Here is a 16,540-nt window from a genome sequence, read left to right as displayed (position 1 = left end):
GTGGGGGCGGGCCACACGCACAAGCTCTACCGGCACGGGCACTCGCCCGTGCACGCCCTCCCTCCGCACACCAAGCTCGCCGCGGCCTTCACCTTCGTGGTCGTGGTCGTGTCCACCCCGCGCGAGGCGATGTGGGCGTTCGCGCTGTACGCCGTGCTGCTCGCGGTGGTCGCCCGCCAGGCCCGCGTACCGGCGGGCTTCCTGCTGAAGCGGCTGCTGATCGAGATCCCGTTCGTCGCGTTCGCGGTGCTGATGCCGTTCGTGGCGGAGGGCGAGCGGGTGGACGTGCTGGGGCTCTCCCTGAGCGTCAACGGTCTGTGGGGCGCCTGGAACGTCCTCGCCAAGGGCACCCTCGGCGTCGCCACCTCTGTCCTCCTCGCCTCCACCACCGAACTGCGTGAACTGCTCCTCGGTCTGCAACGGCTGAAGCTCCCGCCGCTCCTCGTGCAGATCGCCTCCTTCATGATCCGCTACGGCGATGTCATCAGCGGCGAGATGCGGCGCATGCGCATCGCGCGGGAGTCGCGCGGTTTCGAGGCGAGCGGGGTGCGGCACTGGGGAGTACTCGCGAAGACGGCGGGCGCGTTGTTCATCCGCTCCTACGAGCGCGGGGAGCGCGTGCATCTCGCCATGGTGAGCCGGGGGTACGCCGGTTCCATGCCGGTCATCGACGAGGTGACCGCCTCCCGGGCGCAGTGGTCGTACGCCCTCGCCCTTCCGTTCGCCGCCCTCGCCGTATGTCTGTTGGGATGGACGCTGTGAAGTCTGCTGGTACGCCTGGGGAGACGAAGACGATGGTGCGGAGGACCGCGGGGACGTCCGGGGCGAGGCCCGAGGGGGCCCGTGACGGGTCGGTTGACGGGTCGCCCGCGGGGACGACGTCCGGGGAGGTTTCCGGGGGGAGCCGTGAGGGGGCGGCCGCGGCGGCGCCCGTGGGGGACGCGGAGCGGGGGAACGCCGTGCCGGCCTCGCTGGAGGTCTCCGGGCTCGCCTTCGCCTATCCCGACGGCCACCAGGCCCTGTTCGGCGTCGACTTCACCATCGGACGCGGCGAGCGCGTCGCGCTGCTCGGCCCGAACGGCGCCGGCAAGACCACCCTCGTCCTGCACCTCAACGGCATCCTGACCGGCGGCGCCGGAACGGTGACGGTCGCCGGACTCCCGGTCGGCAAGCGGCACATGGCCGAGATCCGGCGCAAGGTCGGCATCGTCTTCCAGGACCCGGACGACCAGTTGTTCATGCCGACCGTGCGGGAGGACGTCGCCTTCGGGCCCGCCGCCGCCGGGATGCGCGGCGCCGAACTGGAGGAACGCGTCCGTACCGCCCTGGAGCGGGTCGGCATGGCGGCCTTCGCCGACCGCCCGCCGCACCACCTGTCCTTCGGACAGCGGCGCCGGGTGGCCGTCGCGACCGTGCTGGCGATGGAGCCGGAGATCCTCGTCCTCGACGAGCCCTCCTCCAACCTCGACCCCGCCTCCCGGCGCGAACTCGCCGACATCCTGCGCTCGTTGGACGTCACCGTCCTGATGGTCACCCACGACCTGCCGTACGCCCTCGAACTGTGCCCGCGCGCCCTCGTCCTCAGCGACGGCGTGATCGTCGCCGACGGCGGAACCGGTGACCTCCTCTCCGACGGCGACCTCATGCGCACCCACCGTCTGGAGCTTCCCTTCGGGTTCGACCCGCGCTCCGTGACAATGGGGGCGTGACGAAACAAGGCGGGACGAGGCAAGGCGTGGCGAAGCAGGAGGACGGCGGGCCGGCCGGGTCGCTGCTCCTCGACGACCAGTTGTGCTTCGCGCTGTACGCCGCCCAGCGGGCGGTGACCGCCGCGTACCGCCCGCTGCTGGAGGAACTCGGCCTCACCTACCCGCAGTACCTGGTCCTGCTGGTCCTGTGGGAACGCGGCGAGACCACCGTCAAGGAACTGGCCGGGGCCCTGCACCTCGACTACGGCACGATGTCGCCGCTGCTCAAGCGGCTGGAGTCGGCCGGGCTGGTGCGCCGTGAGCGCTCGGCGCACGACGAACGCTCGGTGCGCGTCGCCCTGACCGGGCGCGGCGAGGTGCTGAGGGAGCGCGCGGAGGAGGTGCCGCAGGCGCTCCTGACGGCGACCGGCCTGAGCGGCACCGACGTCACGCGCCTGCGTGAGGAACTGCGACTGCTGACGGAGCGGGCGGAGAACGCGGCGGCACGCGGACGCTGAGGGCCGGGCTCGCGCGGCGGGCGGACGCCGACGGTCGGGCCCGTTCGGCGGACGCATGCGGTGGTGGGTGGGCGTTGACGGGCGGGCTCACGCGGCGGGGAGGGCGTTGACGGTCACGCTTGCCGTGCGCGGCGGGCGGACGCGGTGGCGTGCGGGTGCCGGCCCGCCTGGCTCGCGTGGTGGCGGGCCGAGGCTGATGTGCCGGGCCCGTGCGGCTGGGTGCGCGCGGGGGCGGGCGGGGCTGGGATGCCGGGGGCCGGCCGTGTGGCTGGCGGGCGCTGACGGCCTGTCCGGGCGGGGGCCCGGACCCTGCCGGGGCCGTGGCTTGGGCCTGGGCCGGAGGCGGGGCAGGAGGCGGGGCAGGATCGCATGATCGACCAGGGGTACCCCGAGGCTTTCCGCGCGTCATACCGGCCAGTACCTTGTGCACCATGTACTTGCGCACGATGCATGGGTGCGCCACCTACTGTTGCCCGCCCCGGGGGAGGCCTGCCGTGACCGACGGAGCCGTTGTCGACAGCCGTCCGACGAAGATCATGTATGTCGCCGAGGCCACCGCCCACGGTGGCCGGAACGGCTTCGTGACCAGTCAGGACGGGCAGCTCGAACTGAAGGTCGCGATGCCGCCCGCCCTCGGCGGCGACGGGAACGGCACCAACCCGGAGCAGCTGTTCGCGGCCGGGTACAGCGCCTGTTTCCACAACGCGCTGGTGATGGTCGGCCGCCGCGCCGGACTCGACCTCTCCGGCTCCACGGTCGCCGCGAAGGTCGGGATCGGCCCCAACAAGCAGCGCGGCTACGGACTGGCCGTCGCCCTGAGCGTCTCGCTCCCCGTCGTCGACGAGGACGTGGCGAAGAAGCTGGTCGACGCGGCGCACGAGGTCTGCCCCTACTCCAACGCCACCCGCGGCAACATCGAGGTCACGATCCTGCTCGGCTAGCGCCCCCAGGTCCTGTCGTCACCTTCCCGCCCGCCCCGCGGGCGGGAAGGTGACGACAGGACCTAGGAATCCGAGGCCGCGGGCGCGTGTTGCACCCGGTGTCGGCAGTGGCCGGCGCTGGTGAGGCGACAGGGAGCGCGGGCGTGGACGTGAACGGCACAGTGGCCGAGGGCTTCGAGCCGGTCAGGGAGGCGTTCGCGGGCAACTTCGCGGCGCTGGGGGACCGGGGCGCCGCCGTCACCGTGTACCGCGAGGGGCGCAAGGTCGTCGACCTGTGGGCCGGTACCCGCGACGTCGACGGCACCGAGCCCTGGCGGCAGGGCACCGCGCAGATCGTGCGCTCCGCGACGAAGGGCGTGGCCGCCGCCGTACTCCTGCTCCTCGCCCAGCGCGGCCGGCTCGACCTGGACGCGCCGGTCGGCGCCTACTGGCCCGAGTACAAGGCGCACGGCAAGGAACACACGCGCGTGCGGGACCTGCTCGCGCACCGGGCCGGCGTGCCCGTCCTCGACCGTTCGCTCACCCCCGCCGAGGCCGCCGACCCCGACCTCACCGCCGCCGCGGTGGCCGCGCAGACGCCGGCCTGGCGGCCCGGGACCGAGCACGGGTACCACGCGCAGACGTACGGCTGGCTGACGGGCGAGCTGGTCCGGCGCGTCACCGGGCACACGATCGGCCGGTGGATCGCGGACGAGATCGCCGGGCCGCTGGGCCTGGACCTGTGGGTCGGACTCCCGGCGGCGGAGGCCGGCCGGGTGGGGAGGGTCGCGCAGGTCCAGGCGCCGTCGACGCCCGGCGGCCTGAAGACGCGGCCCAAGCGGGCGGTCTCCGAGGCGTACGCCGACCCGGACAGCCTCACCCGCCGCGCCTTCGCCGCGATCACCCCGACGCCCGACGAGAACGATCCCGCCTACCGCGCGGCCGTCCTGCCCGCCTCGAACGGCATCGCCACGGCCGACGGCCTCGCCCGCTTCTACGCCGCGCTGATCGGGGAGGTGGACGGCGTCCGGCTGTTCACGCCGCGGACGCTGTCGGCCGCGCGGGCGCAGGAGTCCGCGGGACCCGACCGGATCCTGGTCGTCAACACCCGTTTCGGGCTCGGCTACATGCTCCACGGCGGAGCGTCGCCGCTGCTCTCCCCGGGGTCCTTCGGCCACCCCGGCCGCGGCGGCGCCCTCGGCTTCGCCGACCCCGAGTCGGGCATCGCCTTCGGGTACGTCACCAACGGCTTCCGTACGAGCGTGACGGCGGACGCGCGGGCGCAGGCGCTGGTACGGGCGGTGCGCACGGCCGTCGACGCGTAGCCGGGGGAGCCGGGACCCCGCGCGGGCGCATTTCCGTCCGGCCCGGTTCCGAGGGGGAGCGGGGAGCCACGGGCCCGGAACGGCGGGGCGGACCGATGCGGACCAGGCGGCCCTGATCCCGCGCCCCTCCCCTGGTCCCGGGCCCCTCGGCAGCCCTTGGGCAGTCCCTCTTCGGACCCTCCGCAGCCCCTCTGCGGTCCCTCGTGAGAGGCCCGGTGCGCCCCGCGCGACCGCACCGGATGGCCGCGCCTACCCGGCGTGCATCATCAACCCGATCCCGACGACCAGGAGTCCCGCCGCCGCGATCCGGGGCGCCCCGAACCGTTCCTTGAAGAACACCGCCCCGATGGCGGCTCCGACGATGATCGAGGATTCCCGCAGGGCCGCTATCGGCGCCAGTTCCGCCCGGGTCTGGGCCCACAGCACCAGCCCGTAGGCCGCGACGGAGAGGGCCGCCCCGAGGAGGCCGACGGCGGCGAACGGCCTGAGCGTCGAGAGGGTCGCACCGCGCCAGCGGTGGAACGCGTACGCCGGGATCACCAGGCCCTCGATCACCATCAGCCAGGCGATGTACCCGAGGGAGGTGCCGGACGCGCGGACGCCGAGACCGTCGACGACGGTGTACGCGGCGATCGAGACGCCGGTCGCGAGGGCCGCGCCGATCGCCGCCCGGTTCGCGCGACGGCCGCGCAGCCCCCACAGCGCGACACCGGTCAGCCCCGCGCAGGACAGCGCGACGCCCGAGGCCGCCCATCCGTCGGGCACCTCGTGGGCGAAGACCGCCGCCAGCAGCGTGACGATCAGCGGGGCCGTGCCCCGCGCGATCGGATACGCCTGCCCGAAGTCGCCGAGCCGGAAGGAGCGCATCAGCAGCAGGTAGTAGGCGATGTGGATGAGGGCCGAGGCGATGAGGTACGGCCACGCCCCGGACGCCGGGAACCCCACGAACGGCACCATGACCAGGCCGATCAGCATGCCGCCGCCGGCGATCAGGGTGAAGCCGACGAGCTTGTCCTCGATGCGGTGCGCGAGCGCGTTCCAGCCGGCGTGGGTGACCGCGGCGAGCAGCACGGCGGCGGTGACCAGCGGAGTCACCCGGTGCGCTCCCGCACGTCCACCAGGGTGCCGTCCGCGTGGGCGACGAGGCTGTCCGGGTCCATCGGGAAGACGCTGAACGCGGTGCCCGCCGAGGCCCACACCGTGTCGTGGCCGAGCAGCGAACGGTCCACCAGGACACGGGTCTTCGTCAGGTGCCCGAAGGGCGGTACGGCGCCGGTCGAGTACCCCGTCGACTCCCGCACCAGCCGCGCCCCGGCCCGGGTGAGCTTCTCGGCGCCCAGCTCCCGCCGGACGAGCTCCATGTCGACGTGCGCCGAGCCGTCCAGCAGCACCAGGACCGGAACCCCGTCCGCCGCGAAGAACAGCGACTTGCAGATCTGGCTCAGTTCGGCGCCGATCGCGGCGGCGGCCTCGGCGGCGTTGCGGTTCGGGTCGGGGAAGCGACGGACGCGCCCGATCACCTCGTCGAGCCCCAACTCCCTCAGGGCATCGGCGAAACGGGGATCGGCGGCTTCCACGGCGGGGTCCTGCTCTTCCCCGGCGTTCTCATCGGTGGCGGTCATGAGGGCACGCTAGCGGTCGGTGTACGCGCCATGCGACCTGGGCTCCGCCCGGGGTGTCCGGGGTCCGCTCGGTCCTACCGGAATCACCGTGCCGGGGCGGCGGCGAGCGGCGCCGCGCACACCGGCGGGCCGCCCCGCCAGCGCGGAGCTAGCTGCCGGCCTTCAGCAGGGCCGCGACGATCGGGCCCGCCGTGCTGCCGCCGTGGCCGCCCTGCTGGACGACGCCCGCACCGGCCAGGTCGCCCTTCCACGCCGTGAACCAGCCGTTCGGCTGCTTCTGGTTGTCGACCTCGGCGGAGCCGGTCTTGGCTCCGTAGTCGGGGCCGAGGCCGGACATGGCCTCGGCGGCGGTGCCTGCGGCGGCCGTGTACTGCATGACCTCGCGCAGCTGGGCGAGCGTGGACGCGGACAGGGTGCGGGGCGCCGTGGCCAGCGTGCGGTGGTCGACCGACGGGGCGACCAGGTACGGCTGGTGGAAGGTGCCGGACTTCACGGTGGAGGCGACGGACGCCATGTTCAGCGGGTTCATGCGGACCCCGCCCTGGCCCATCAGCGACGCGGCCATCTGCGCGGCGCTCTGCACCGGCACCGCGCCGTCGAACGACGGGACGCCGACGGCCCAGTTGTTCATGCTCAGGCCGAAGACCTGCTGGGCCTGCTTGGTCAGGTCGTCGTTCTCCAGCTTCTTCGCCTGCGAGATGAAGGCCGTGTTGCAGGACCGCGCGAAGCTCGCCTTGAACGTGCCCTTCTTGATCTCGAAGTCGTCGTCGTTGTGGAACTTCCACCCGCCGTAGGTCACCGTCTTGGGGCAGGGGTGTTCCTTGTCCGCCGAGGCCAGGCCCTTGTCGAAGAGCAGCGACGCGGTGATGACCTTCATCGTGGAGCCGGGCGCGAGGGAGCCCTGGAACGCGGTGTTGAAGCCGTGACCGCTGTTCGCGACGGCGAGGATCTCGCCCGTCGAGGGGCGCATCAGGACCACCGACGCCTTCGGCTTGGCGGCCACCCGGCGCTCGGCCTCCGCCTGGAGGCTCGCGTCGAGCGTCGTCCTCACGGTGCCCGGGGTGCCCTCGGTGAGCGTCACCAGGGTCTTGTCGGGAGTCTTCTGGGCGCCTTTCTTCGCGGTCTTGCGCAGGACGCGCAGCTCGATGCCCGCCTTGCCGCCGGCCGTCTTGCCGTACTTCTCGCGCAGTCCGTCGAGGACCGTGCCCAGGGAGGGGTACTTCGCCTCGGTCAGCTCCCCGCCGTCGCTGTCGAGGGCGGTGACCGGCGGGGTCCCCGACGCCCCGGTGACCAGCCGGTCGCCGTCCTGAAGGTCCGGGTGGACGACGGACGGCTTCCAGCCGACCAGCGCCGTGCCGTCCTTCGCCCGGCGTACGACGGTCAGTTTCGACGCGTACGTCAGCGGCTTGCTCGTGCCCTTGTAGGTGACGGTCGCCTTGACGGTGAACGGCATCTCGGCGCCGGAGCGCTTGCCGCGCGTCACCTTCACGCCGGTGATGTGGGCGTCCTTGCCGTAGCCGGTCAGCGTGGTCCTGGCGGCGGCCGAGTCGTCGGTGGCGGCGGCGGCCGCCGTGACGTCGCCGCTCTGCCAGGCGGTGAGGAAGGCGGAGGACGCGAGGCCGACCTCGGACGCGGACAGCGGGCCGGTCTTGACAGCCTTGCGCGTGGTGGCGGTGGTCCCCTCGTCGGCGGCGGCGCCGCTGCCGTACAGGCCGTAGACGCCGAACGCCCCGCCGACCACGGCGGCGGCGATCACCCCGCCGAGCACGGCGGGCTGCTTCGTCTTCCGCCGCTCGGTGACGCGTCTTCTCTTGCCCACAGCCTTCAGCCCTCCGCCGTCACCCGATGCCCGCGACACACCCCCGTGCCTCTCGTTCCTCAACGAGCAGCACCACCCTAGGGGCCCCTCCTGTGCCCAGCGACCTCAGCCGCCCGTTCGTAGCACAGCTGCGACGATCGGACCGGCGGCCTCCCCGCCGTGACCGCCCTCCTGGGTCATGGCGGCGGCCGCGATGTCGTTCCGGTATCCGGTGAACCAGCTGTTGGACTTGGCCTGGCCGTCGACCTCGGCGGAGCCGGTCTTGGCTCCGATGCTGCCGCCGAGCCGGGACATCACCCCGGCCGCGGTCCCGCTGACGGCCGTGCGGTTCATCATGGAGCGCAACTGCGCGACCGTACCGCTGGACAGGCCCTTCGCGGTGGCCAGTCGGCGGTCGTCGAGGGCGCGCGGCACGATGACCGGCTGCCGGAAGGTGCCCGTCATCGCGGTGGCCGTCACCGACGCCATGTTCAGCGGGCTCATCTGGACCTGGCCCTGGCCGATCATGTTGGCCGCGGTGTCCGGGCCGCCGGAGGCGGGCACCGAGCCGTCGAAGGACTCGATGCCGGTCTTCCAGTTGTTCTGCCCGAGTCCGAAGCGCTGCTGGGCCTCGGCGGTCAGCGAGTCGACCTTCACCTCGTCCGCGAACTTCACGAACGCGGTGTTGCACGATCTGGCGAAGCTGTCGGAGAGCGTGGCGTTCTCCTGCGGCTGCATGCCCGTGAGGTTGTGGAAGGTCTGGCTCTGCCAGGTCGCGGTGGGAGGACAGGGCGCGGGGCCGGTCGCCGTCGTGATGCCGTTGTCGATGAGCGTCGCCGCGCTGAGGATCTTCATCGTGGAGCCGGGCGCGAGCTTGCCGAGGAAGGCCGCGTTGAAGCCGTCCTGGCGGTGGTTGGCGACGGCCAGCACCTCGCCGGTGCTCGGCTTCACCGCCACCACCGACGACTCGGAGAACTGCTGCACCGCCTTCTCGGCGGCGGCCTGGGCGCTCGCGCTGAGTGTGGTGCGGACCTTGCCGGCCCGCCCCTCGGCGAGGGTGAGCAGGGTCGTGTCGCCGGTGTCCGCGTTCCCGTGCCGGATCGCCAGCTCGATGCCGGGGGTGCCGCCCGCCGTGTCGCCGTACTTCTCGCGGAGCGCGTCCAGGATGGGCCCCAGAGAGGGGTACTTCTCCTTCGTCAGGACGACGTTGTCGCGGTCCACGGCCTCGATCGCCGGGCTCGCCGACTCGCCCGTGACCAGGGTGTCCCCGTCCTTCAGCTCCGGGTGGAGCACGGACGGCTTCCAGGCGACCAGCGCCTTCCCGGTGGTCTCGCCCCGCACGACGGTCAGTTCGGAGTCGTACGAGAGGGACTTGCGCTTCCCTTCGTAGGACACCGTCGCCTTGACGGAGAACGGCACCTTCGTCCCGGACGCCGGGCCCGGCGTGATCTTCACGTCGGTGAGGTGCGCGTCGTCGTGGTAGCCGGCGAGCAGCCCCTCGGCGTTCGTCGCGTAGTTCGTGTACGTCGCGGCCTCGGCGGCGTCGCCCTTCTCCCAGGCGGCGAAGAACGCCCGGCTCGTCTCCTTGACCTCGTCGCCGCCGGGCGGCCCGGTCCTCACCGGTGCGGGCCCGTCGCCGCCGCCCCCGCTGATCGAGGTCACCACGTTGTAGGCGCCGTAGCCGGCGCCGCCCACGAACACCGCGAAAACACTGCCGATGACGGCAGCCCTTGCCCCCTTGCGCATCGCACGAACCCCTCCCCGTGCCCCTTCCCGAACTTCTGAACGCGTTCAGAAAAGTCGGCCACCCCAGCACTGTAGGTGCGGCTGGGGCTCCTGGTGCAGACCTTCGCCGAATCGTTAGACCTATACACCGATTCATGTACATGAGCGATGTTCGGCTGTCGGGACACCGGGCGTACGCGCAGGTGGCGCCGTTCGCGGACGCCCGCCCAGGTGGCCGACGCACCCCGGCCGACAACGGCCGGGAGGGCACGGCGTCCGCCGTGCCCTCCCGGTGTGTCCGTCCGGCTAGACCCAGGTGTCCAGCCACATCCGCGATCTCCACTGGTCGATCGGGATCGCCTGGCCCGTGTACAGGGGCCAGAAGTAGATGAAGTTCCAGGCGATCAGCAGGACCAGGACTCCCGCTCCCGCGGCGCCGACGACCCGGCGGCGTTCGGAGGAGCCCGGTGGGCCGAGGATCGCGCCGATCATCATCGTGAGGGCGAGACAGAGGAACGGCACGAAGACGACGGCGTAGAAGATGAAGATCGTGCGTTCCTGGTAGAGGAACCACGGCAGGTAGCCCGCCACGACACCGCAGGCGACAGCGCCCGCCCGCCAGTCGCGGCGGAAGGCCCAGCGCCACAGCACGTAGAGGATCGCGAAGCAGGCGGCCCACCACAGCAGGGGCGTGCCGAGGGCCAGCACCTCGCGGGCGCACTTGTCGCCGGCGTCGGCGGGGCAGCCGTCCTTGCCGGGCAGCGGGGACTCGTAGAAGTACGAGACCGGGCGGCCCTGGACGAGCCAGCTCCACGGGTTGGACTGGTAGGTGTGCGGCGAGGACAGCCCGACGTGGAACTTGTAGACCTCGTGCTCGTAGTGCCACAGGCTGCGCCACCAGTCGGGGAACAGCCAGGTCCAGTTGCCGCCCTTGCCGTCGGTCGCGGCCCAGTTGCGGAAGTAGCCGCCCTTGCCGTTGTCGGGCGAGAGGATCCAGCCGGTCCAGGAGACCAGGTACACGTACACGGCCACCGGGACCGTCGACAGGAACGCCCAGCCGACGTCGTGCTTCAGCACCGCCAGGTACGGCCGCCGCGCGCCCGCCACCCGGCGCGACGCCACGTCCCACAGGACCGTCATCACACAGAACGCGGCGAGGAAGTACAGACCGTTCCACTTGGTGCCGAGGGCCAGGCCCAGCATCAGGCCCGCCGTCCAGCGCCACGGCCGCCGGCCCAGGCGGGTGGTCTCGGCGACGTGCGCGTCGGGGCGTACGGCACCGTCCGCCCCGACGGGCAGCGCGGCCGCCAGTCTGGCCCGGGCCCTGTCACGGTCGACGACCAGCGCCCCGAAGGCCGCCAGCACGAAGAACATCAGCACACCGTCGAGCAGCGACGTGCGGCTCATCACGAAGTGCAGGCCGTCCACCGCCATCAGCAGGCCCGCGAGACAGCCGAGGAACGTCGAGCGGAACAGCCGCCGTCCGATCCGGCACAGCAGCAGCACCGACAGCGTGCCGAGCACCGCCGTCATGAACCGCCAGCCGAAGGGGTTGAACCCGAACATCCATTCGCCGAGCCCGATGACGTACTTGCCGACCGGCGGGTGCACGACATAGGCGGCGTCGGTCGGGACCCGTACGTTCCCGCCGCCCTGGAGGATCAGGTCGTTGGCGTCCTTCGACCAGTTGACCTCGTACCCGCGGTGGATCAGTGCCCAGGCGTCCTTCGCGTAGTACGTCTCGTCGAATATCACCGCCTTCGGGCTGCCCAGGTTCCAGAAGCGCAGCAGCCCGGCGAACAGGGTGACCAGGAGCGGTCCTCCCCAGCCCGACCAGCGGTTGAACCGGTCGGCGACCTCCCGGCCCAGCCCGAGAGAGGCCCAGATCCGTGGGCCTGGCTCGGCGTACGGCGGTACGAGCCGGTCGCGCACATCACTTCTGGGCGGCGCCGTGTAGCCGAATCGGCGCAGCCGCTGCTGCCACGACGGCCGCTGCTCGGCGGCCTGGCCCTGCCGGGTGTCCGTGGAGGACGCGGTACTGGTCACCGCGCCATCGTAGGGAACAGGTCTGTGGGAGTCCCGTGCATGGGTCCTTCCAGCCGGATGAGCTTGTCGGGCCGCACCCCTGCGAGGATGGAGCCGTGACAGGAATCCTTGTGTTGGCAGGCACCCCCATCGGCGACATCTCCGACGCCCCGCCACGGCTCGCCGCGGAACTGACCAGGGCCGATGTCATCGCCGCCGAGGACACCCGCAGGCTCCGGCGGCTCACCCAGGCCCTCGGCGTCCAGCCCACGGGGCGCGTCGTGTCGTACTTCGAGGGGAACGAGGCCTCCCGGACCCCGGAGCTCGTCGAGGCGCTGGCCGGCGGCTCCAGGGTGCTGCTGGTCACCGACGCGGGGATGCCGTCCGTGTCGGACCCCGGCTACCGGCTCGTCGCGGCCGCGGTCGAGAAGGACATCAAGGTCACCGCCGTACCGGGCCCGTCCGCCGTGCTCACCGCGCTCGCGCTGTCCGGCCTGCCCGTCGACCGCTTCTGCTTCGAGGGCTTCCTGCCGCGCAAGGCGGGCGAGCGGCTGTCCCGGCTGCGGGAGGTCGCCGAGGAGCGCCGGACGCTCGTGTATTTCGAGGCGCCCCACCGGCTCGACGACACCCTCGCCGCCATGGCGGAGGTGCTCGGCGCGCAGCGCCGCGCCGCCGTCTGCCGTGAGCTGACCAAGACGTACGAGGAGGTCAAGCGCGGCCCGCTGGGCGAGCTCGCCGCCTGGGCGGCCGAAGGGGTCCGCGGCGAGATCACCGTCGTCGTCGAGGGCGCCCCCGACAAGGGCGCCGAGGAACTCGACGCCGGTGAGCTGGTGCGCAGGGTGCAGGTGCGCGAGGAGGCGGGGGAGCGGCGCAAGGAGGCCATCGCCGCCGTCGCCGCGGACGCGGGGATTCCCAAACGGGACGTCTTCGATGCCGTCGTCGCGGCAAAGAACGCCGCACGAAGCACCCCATAGAAGGGCAAAGGACTATCGTGAAAGGCAAAGCTCAGGCCGGGTGACCGACCCCTTCCGGCAAGGAAGGGCCAAAACGACTCCAACACTCGACAGGCCTGATGCGTTCGCGCCGGGAGAAGCGTCCACTGGATGAAGGGACGCACCCGTCCCTCGCCTTCGACGAGTCGGTGGGATCCAGGGGGAATCCCGTCGACGGAGGTGCTTGTCCAGCGGACAAGAGGAGCTGGCATGAGTGAGACCACAGGACGGACCGGCGGTGCCGCCGCGGGTCAGGTCACCGAACGGACCGAGCGGCGCGGCACGGCGACGGCCGTCGTCCACGAGTCGTATTCCTTCGCCTGCATGCGCTGCGGGCACGGCTGGGAACAGTCGTACGAGATCGAGCACCACCGTGACGCGGAGGGTGCCGAGTTCGTGGTGTACGTGGCGAACGGAGAGGTGGTTCCCTCGCCGCTCAGCCGGCCCACCTGCCTGAACTGCGACAGTCACGTGGTGCGCATCATGCGCGCCGGTCAGGTGTCCTCCGTCCTCGACTCCATGCACTCCGTGACGCACCGGCAGCCGCGTCCCGTACCGCCCCGGCAGCCCGCGGCGGCCGTGCCGGCCGAATCCGCCGACGCCCCCCAGGAGCCGCGCCACTGGCACCTGTCGGACCTGCTGCACCCGTTCCAGCACCGCCGGGCGAGCTGATCCACGAGACGGGCCGGTCCCCGCCGGGCGAGCCCCGGGGCCGGTCCCGTCCCCGTGAGATGAGGACGGTCCTCGCGAGACGAGGCCGGGCATGCCGCCTTCGTAGGATCGGGGCATGCCTTCCTCCGCCTCCGGCGCCTCCGACAAGAACGCCGCGCCCCCGCTTCCCGAGCCCCTGCGCGTTCCCGTGGCCGACTCGCACACCCACCTCGACATGCAGTCCTCCACCGTCGCCGAGGGTCTCGCCAAGGCCGCGGCGGTCGGGGTGACGACGGTCGTCCAGGTCGGCTGCGACGTGAACGGCTCCCGCTGGGCGGCCGAGACGGCGGCCACGTACGACGCCGTCCACGCCACCGTCGCCCTGCACCCCAACGAGGCGCCCCGTATCGTGCACGGCGATCCCGACGGCTGGTCCCGGCAAGGGGCCCGGCGGCCCGGTGGTGAGGCCGCGCTGGACGAGGCGCTCGCGGAGATCGACCGGCTCGCCGCCCTTCCCCAGGTCAAGGGCGTCGGCGAGACCGGCCTGGACTTCTTCCGCACCGGTCCCGAGGGGATGGCGGCCCAGGAACGCTCCTTCCGCGCCCACATCGAGATCGCCAAGCGGCACGGGAAGGCCCTGGTCATCCACGACCGCGACGCCCACGCCGACGTCCTGCGCGTCCTGAAGGAGGAGGGCGCCCCGGAGCGGACCGTCTTCCACTGCTACTCCGGCGACGCGGAGATGGCCGGGATCTGCGCCCGCGCCGGCTACTTCATGTCCTTCGCCGGGAACATGACCTTCAAGAACGCCCAGCCGCTGCGCGACGCGCTGGCCGTGGCCCCGCTGGAGCTCGTCCTCGTCGAGACGGACGCGCCCTTCCTGACCCCCGCGCCGTACCGCGGACGGCCCAACGCGCCGTATCTCATTCCGGTCACGGTGCGCGCCATGGCCGCGGTGCGCGGGATCGACGAGGACACGCTGGCGACCTCGATCTCCGCCAACACCGCGCGGGCGTTCGATTACTGACCTGTAACGGCCGCCGGGGGTTCACCTGCTGGAACGCCGGTCTTCCGCGAGGGAGTGTCGCGACACAGCGTAGCCGCGTTGCTTGGGAGAGTGACGACCGCTCCGCTAGGTTCTGGTCGCCCCGATCCGGACCCCTGGAGCGTGTCGTCGTGAGCAGCTCGCGGTACGAGCAGTACGAGGCGTATGGACCGACCGGTGACCCCGAGGCCACCACGGTCGTCGTCGGAGTCGCCGGTGTCACCGTCGCCGTGGCCGGCGCCCCCGCGGCGGAGGCGCTCGCCGAGGCGGGCGGGTCCGGCGGCCCCGACGGGTACGGCGGCGCGGCTCGCGAGGCCGGTGCGTTCAGTCCGTCCGGTGCGACGGCGGCGTACGAGGAGTCCCCCGGTCACGCGGGTCACGCGGGATACACGGGCCACTCTGGATACCCGGCATACCCGGGCTACGCGGAGTACACGGGGCACGAGGGATACGCGCGCTACGAGCCTTACGGGCAGAACACCCCGGACTCCTACCGCCCGGCGTACGAGGCGCGGGTGCCCGGGCCCGCGGCCCCCGACCTGCCGCCCGCCCCCGGTGTGCCGGGAGCCTTCGGGGCACGCGGGGCACGCGGCGCTCCCGACGCGCCCACCGAGCCCCGCCTCCCCCGTCAGCCGGCCGACACGGTGACTGTCACGTTCACGCCTCCCGTTCCCCCCGCGGGCCGGCAGGGCGGCGTACGGGGCGCACCGGGCCCGGATGGTGCGGGTGGCGCGCCGGGGGCGCGTGAGGCCCACGGGGGCACCAGGAGCAGGCATGGCGTCGACGGGCGGGGAGTCGACGGGCGGGGCGGCGCCGAGTATGGGGCCTACGAACATGGCGTGCACGAACATGGCGTGCACGAACATGGCGTGCACGAACATGGCGTGCACGGTCATGGCGCCCACGAACATGGCGCCCACGGTCATGGTGCTTACGAACACGGCGTCCACGGCCATGGTGCCTACGAGCACGGCGCCGACGCAGATGGCACCGACGGAGATGGCGCGGACCGGCTCGACGCCTACGGGTTCGACGGCGTGCCCGTGGCCGGTGGGCGGGCCGAGGCGCGGCGCGCGGGGCGGCGCAGGCGCACGGCCGAGCGCCCCGACCCCCTGCGCCGGCTGCTGCCGCAGGCCCTGGTCGTGGCGTTCCTCGCCGGTGGCACCTCCGCGTTCGTCGCCAACGACAAGGCGATCGAGCTCAGTGTCGACGGCAGGCCGCGCACGCTGCACACGTTCGCGGACGACGTGACGGAGCTGCTCGCCGACGAGGGCGTGGAAGTGGGCGCGCACGACGTGGTCGCCCCCGCCCCCGGTACGGCGCTGGCCAGCGGGGACGAGGTCGCGGTGCGCTACGGACGTCCGGTGACCCTCACCCTCGACGGCGACCGGCGCAAGGTGTGGACGACGGCGCACACCGTGGAAGGGGCGCTCAGACAACTGGGGGTGCGGGCCGAGGGCGCGTACCTGTCGACCTCGCGTTCCCAGCGCATCGGACGCCAGGGCCTGGCGCTCGACGTGCGGACCGAACGCACGGTCACGGTCATGGCCGACGGCCGGGCGCGGACGATCCGCACGAACGCCGCGAGCGTCGAGGAGGCCGTCGAGGAGGCCGGGATCGCGCTGCACGGACAGGACACGATCTCCGTCCCGGCCGGGAGCTTCCCGCGGGACGGCCAGACGGTCACCGTCCTGCGGGTCACCGGGACCCGGGAGGTCCGTGAGGAGCGGATCCCCTTCGAGGTGCGCCGGGCGGAGGACTCCTCGCTGTTCAAGGGCATCGAGCTCGTCGAGAGCCCCGGCCGGTACGGAGCCCGCCGCATCACCTACGCCCTGCGCACCGTCAACGGGGTCCGGCAGAAGCCGCGCCTCGTCGGCTCCGAGGTCGTGCGGGAGCCGCGGGCCCGGCTGGTCCGCGTCGGGACGAAGCCCCTTCCGGTCTCCGTCGACGGCGCCGACCACCTGAACTGGTCCGGCCTGGCCGCGTGCGAGTCCGGCGGCCGGCCCGGCGCCGTGGACCCGTCGGGGACGTACGGCGGCCTCTACCAGTTCGACACCCACACCTGGCAGGCCCTCGGCGGCAGCGGGCGCCCCCAGGACGCCCCGGCCGCGGAACAGACCCTCCGGGCGAAGAAGCTGTACGTACGCCGGGGGGCGAGCCCCTGGCCGCACTGCGGGGCACGGCTGCGCGGCTGACGCGCGTCCGCAGGGGGCGAAAAGCCGTCGCGCGCT

14 protein-coding genes are annotated in these 16,540 nt (G+C 72.7%); 9 read left to right on the top strand and 5 right to left on the bottom strand.

Features of this window, described 5'->3' with window-relative positions; all coding sequences use genetic code 11:
* From cbiQ to ACFYW7_RS17550, 5 genes are all read left to right on the top strand, one after another.
* Nucleotides 1-762 carry a cobalt ECF transporter T component CbiQ gene (gene cbiQ / locus ACFYW7_RS17570; RefSeq protein ID WP_389503048.1) on the top strand — a complete coding sequence of 254 codons (762 nt, stop codon included), beginning with the start codon at nucleotides 1-3 and terminating at the stop codon, nucleotides 760-762.
* A 197-nt stretch (nucleotides 763-959) separates the two neighbouring features.
* Entirely contained in the window at nucleotides 960-1,709 is a 750-nt protein-coding gene (locus ACFYW7_RS17565; protein WP_389503046.1) for an energy-coupling factor ABC transporter ATP-binding protein, read from the top strand.
* 26 nt (nucleotides 1,710-1,735) lie between these two features.
* Nucleotides 1,736-2,206, top strand: coding sequence for a MarR family winged helix-turn-helix transcriptional regulator (locus ACFYW7_RS17560; protein ID WP_389503044.1), 471 nt, complete (start codon nucleotides 1,736-1,738; stop codon nucleotides 2,204-2,206).
* Between the two features lie 536 nt (nucleotides 2,207-2,742).
* Entirely contained in the window at nucleotides 2,743-3,147 is a 405-nt protein-coding gene (locus ACFYW7_RS17555) for an organic hydroperoxide resistance protein (protein WP_389503717.1), read from the top strand.
* A gap of 143 nt (nucleotides 3,148-3,290) precedes the next feature.
* Nucleotides 3,291-4,451 carry a serine hydrolase domain-containing protein gene (locus ACFYW7_RS17550; protein ID WP_389503042.1) on the top strand — a complete coding sequence of 387 codons (1,161 nt, stop codon included), beginning with the start codon at nucleotides 3,291-3,293 and terminating at the stop codon, nucleotides 4,449-4,451.
* A gap of 249 nt (nucleotides 4,452-4,700) precedes the next feature.
* Here the strand turns inward: ACFYW7_RS17550 and ACFYW7_RS17545 are convergent, their stop codons facing one another.
* The 5 genes from ACFYW7_RS17545 to ACFYW7_RS17525 form a co-directional block, all read right to left on the bottom strand.
* Nucleotides 4,701-5,546 (bottom strand): EamA family transporter, encoded by an 846-nt coding sequence (locus ACFYW7_RS17545; RefSeq protein WP_389503040.1) that lies wholly within the window; start codon nucleotides 5,544-5,546, stop codon nucleotides 4,701-4,703.
* Entirely contained in the window at nucleotides 5,543-6,073 is a 531-nt protein-coding gene (locus ACFYW7_RS17540) for a YbaK/EbsC family protein (protein WP_389503038.1), read from the bottom strand. The genes ACFYW7_RS17545 and ACFYW7_RS17540 overlap by 4 nt, the downstream gene beginning before the upstream one ends.
* A gap of 148 nt (nucleotides 6,074-6,221) precedes the next feature.
* Nucleotides 6,222-7,892 (bottom strand): penicillin-binding transpeptidase domain-containing protein, encoded by a 1,671-nt coding sequence (locus ACFYW7_RS17535; RefSeq protein WP_389503036.1) that lies wholly within the window; start codon nucleotides 7,890-7,892, stop codon nucleotides 6,222-6,224.
* A gap of 105 nt (nucleotides 7,893-7,997) precedes the next feature.
* On the bottom strand, nucleotides 7,998-9,617 hold the full coding sequence (locus ACFYW7_RS17530; RefSeq protein ID WP_389503033.1) for a penicillin-binding transpeptidase domain-containing protein: 1,620 nt from the start codon (nucleotides 9,615-9,617) through the stop codon (nucleotides 7,998-8,000).
* A gap of 285 nt (nucleotides 9,618-9,902) precedes the next feature.
* Nucleotides 9,903-11,642, bottom strand: coding sequence for a dolichyl-phosphate-mannose--protein mannosyltransferase (locus ACFYW7_RS17525; protein ID WP_389503031.1), 1,740 nt, complete (start codon nucleotides 11,640-11,642; stop codon nucleotides 9,903-9,905).
* A gap of 95 nt (nucleotides 11,643-11,737) precedes the next feature.
* On the opposite strand from ACFYW7_RS17525, the gene rsmI reads away from it, so the two are divergent.
* The 4 genes from rsmI to ACFYW7_RS17505 all read left to right on the top strand — a co-directional run bounded on the left by rsmI (nucleotide 11,738) and on the right by ACFYW7_RS17505 (nucleotide 16,504).
* Entirely contained in the window at nucleotides 11,738-12,595 is an 858-nt protein-coding gene (gene rsmI / locus ACFYW7_RS17520; protein ID WP_389503029.1) for a 16S rRNA (cytidine(1402)-2'-O)-methyltransferase, read from the top strand.
* 228 nt (nucleotides 12,596-12,823) lie between these two features.
* Complete coding sequence (locus tag ACFYW7_RS17515) at nucleotides 12,824-13,285, top strand: hypothetical protein (protein ID WP_389503027.1); 462 nt, start codon at nucleotides 12,824-12,826, stop codon at nucleotides 13,283-13,285.
* Nucleotides 13,286-13,400: 115 nt separating this feature from the next.
* Complete coding sequence (locus ACFYW7_RS17510; protein ID WP_389503025.1) at nucleotides 13,401-14,291, top strand: TatD family hydrolase; 891 nt, start codon at nucleotides 13,401-13,403, stop codon at nucleotides 14,289-14,291.
* A gap of 872 nt (nucleotides 14,292-15,163) precedes the next feature.
* The gene (locus ACFYW7_RS17505) at nucleotides 15,164-16,504 is read left to right on the top strand and encodes a ubiquitin-like domain-containing protein (RefSeq protein ID WP_389503715.1); all 1,341 of its coding nucleotides are present in this window, start codon (nucleotides 15,164-15,166) and stop codon (nucleotides 16,502-16,504) included.
* Nucleotides 16,505-16,540 lie beyond the last annotated feature (36 nt).

It is taken from the genome of Streptomyces sp. NPDC002580, from assembly GCF_042889485.1.
Lineage (GTDB): Bacteria > Actinomycetota > Actinomycetes > Streptomycetales > Streptomycetaceae > Streptomyces.
Note: the sequence above shows the minus strand (reverse complement) of the source record. Positions and strands in the feature narration are given on the sequence as shown.

What these genes read in the sequence shown, in the direction of transcription:
- ACFYW7_RS17555 (WP_389503717.1), top strand. Translation starts at nt 2,743, where the DNA reads ATGTATGTCGCCGAGGCCACCGCCCACGGTGGCCGGAACGGCTTCGTG.
- ACFYW7_RS17540 (WP_389503038.1), bottom strand. Translation starts at nt 6,073, where the DNA reads ATGACCGCCACCGATGAGAACGCCGGGGAAGAGCAGGACCCCGCCGTG.
- ACFYW7_RS17530 (WP_389503033.1), bottom strand. Translation starts at nt 9,617, where the DNA reads ATGCGCAAGGGGGCAAGGGCTGCCGTCATCGGCAGTGTTTTCGCGGTG.
- ACFYW7_RS17515 (WP_389503027.1), top strand. Translation starts at nt 12,824, where the DNA reads ATGAGTGAGACCACAGGACGGACCGGCGGTGCCGCCGCGGGTCAGGTC.
- ACFYW7_RS17510 (WP_389503025.1), top strand. Translation starts at nt 13,401, where the DNA reads ATGCCTTCCTCCGCCTCCGGCGCCTCCGACAAGAACGCCGCGCCCCCG.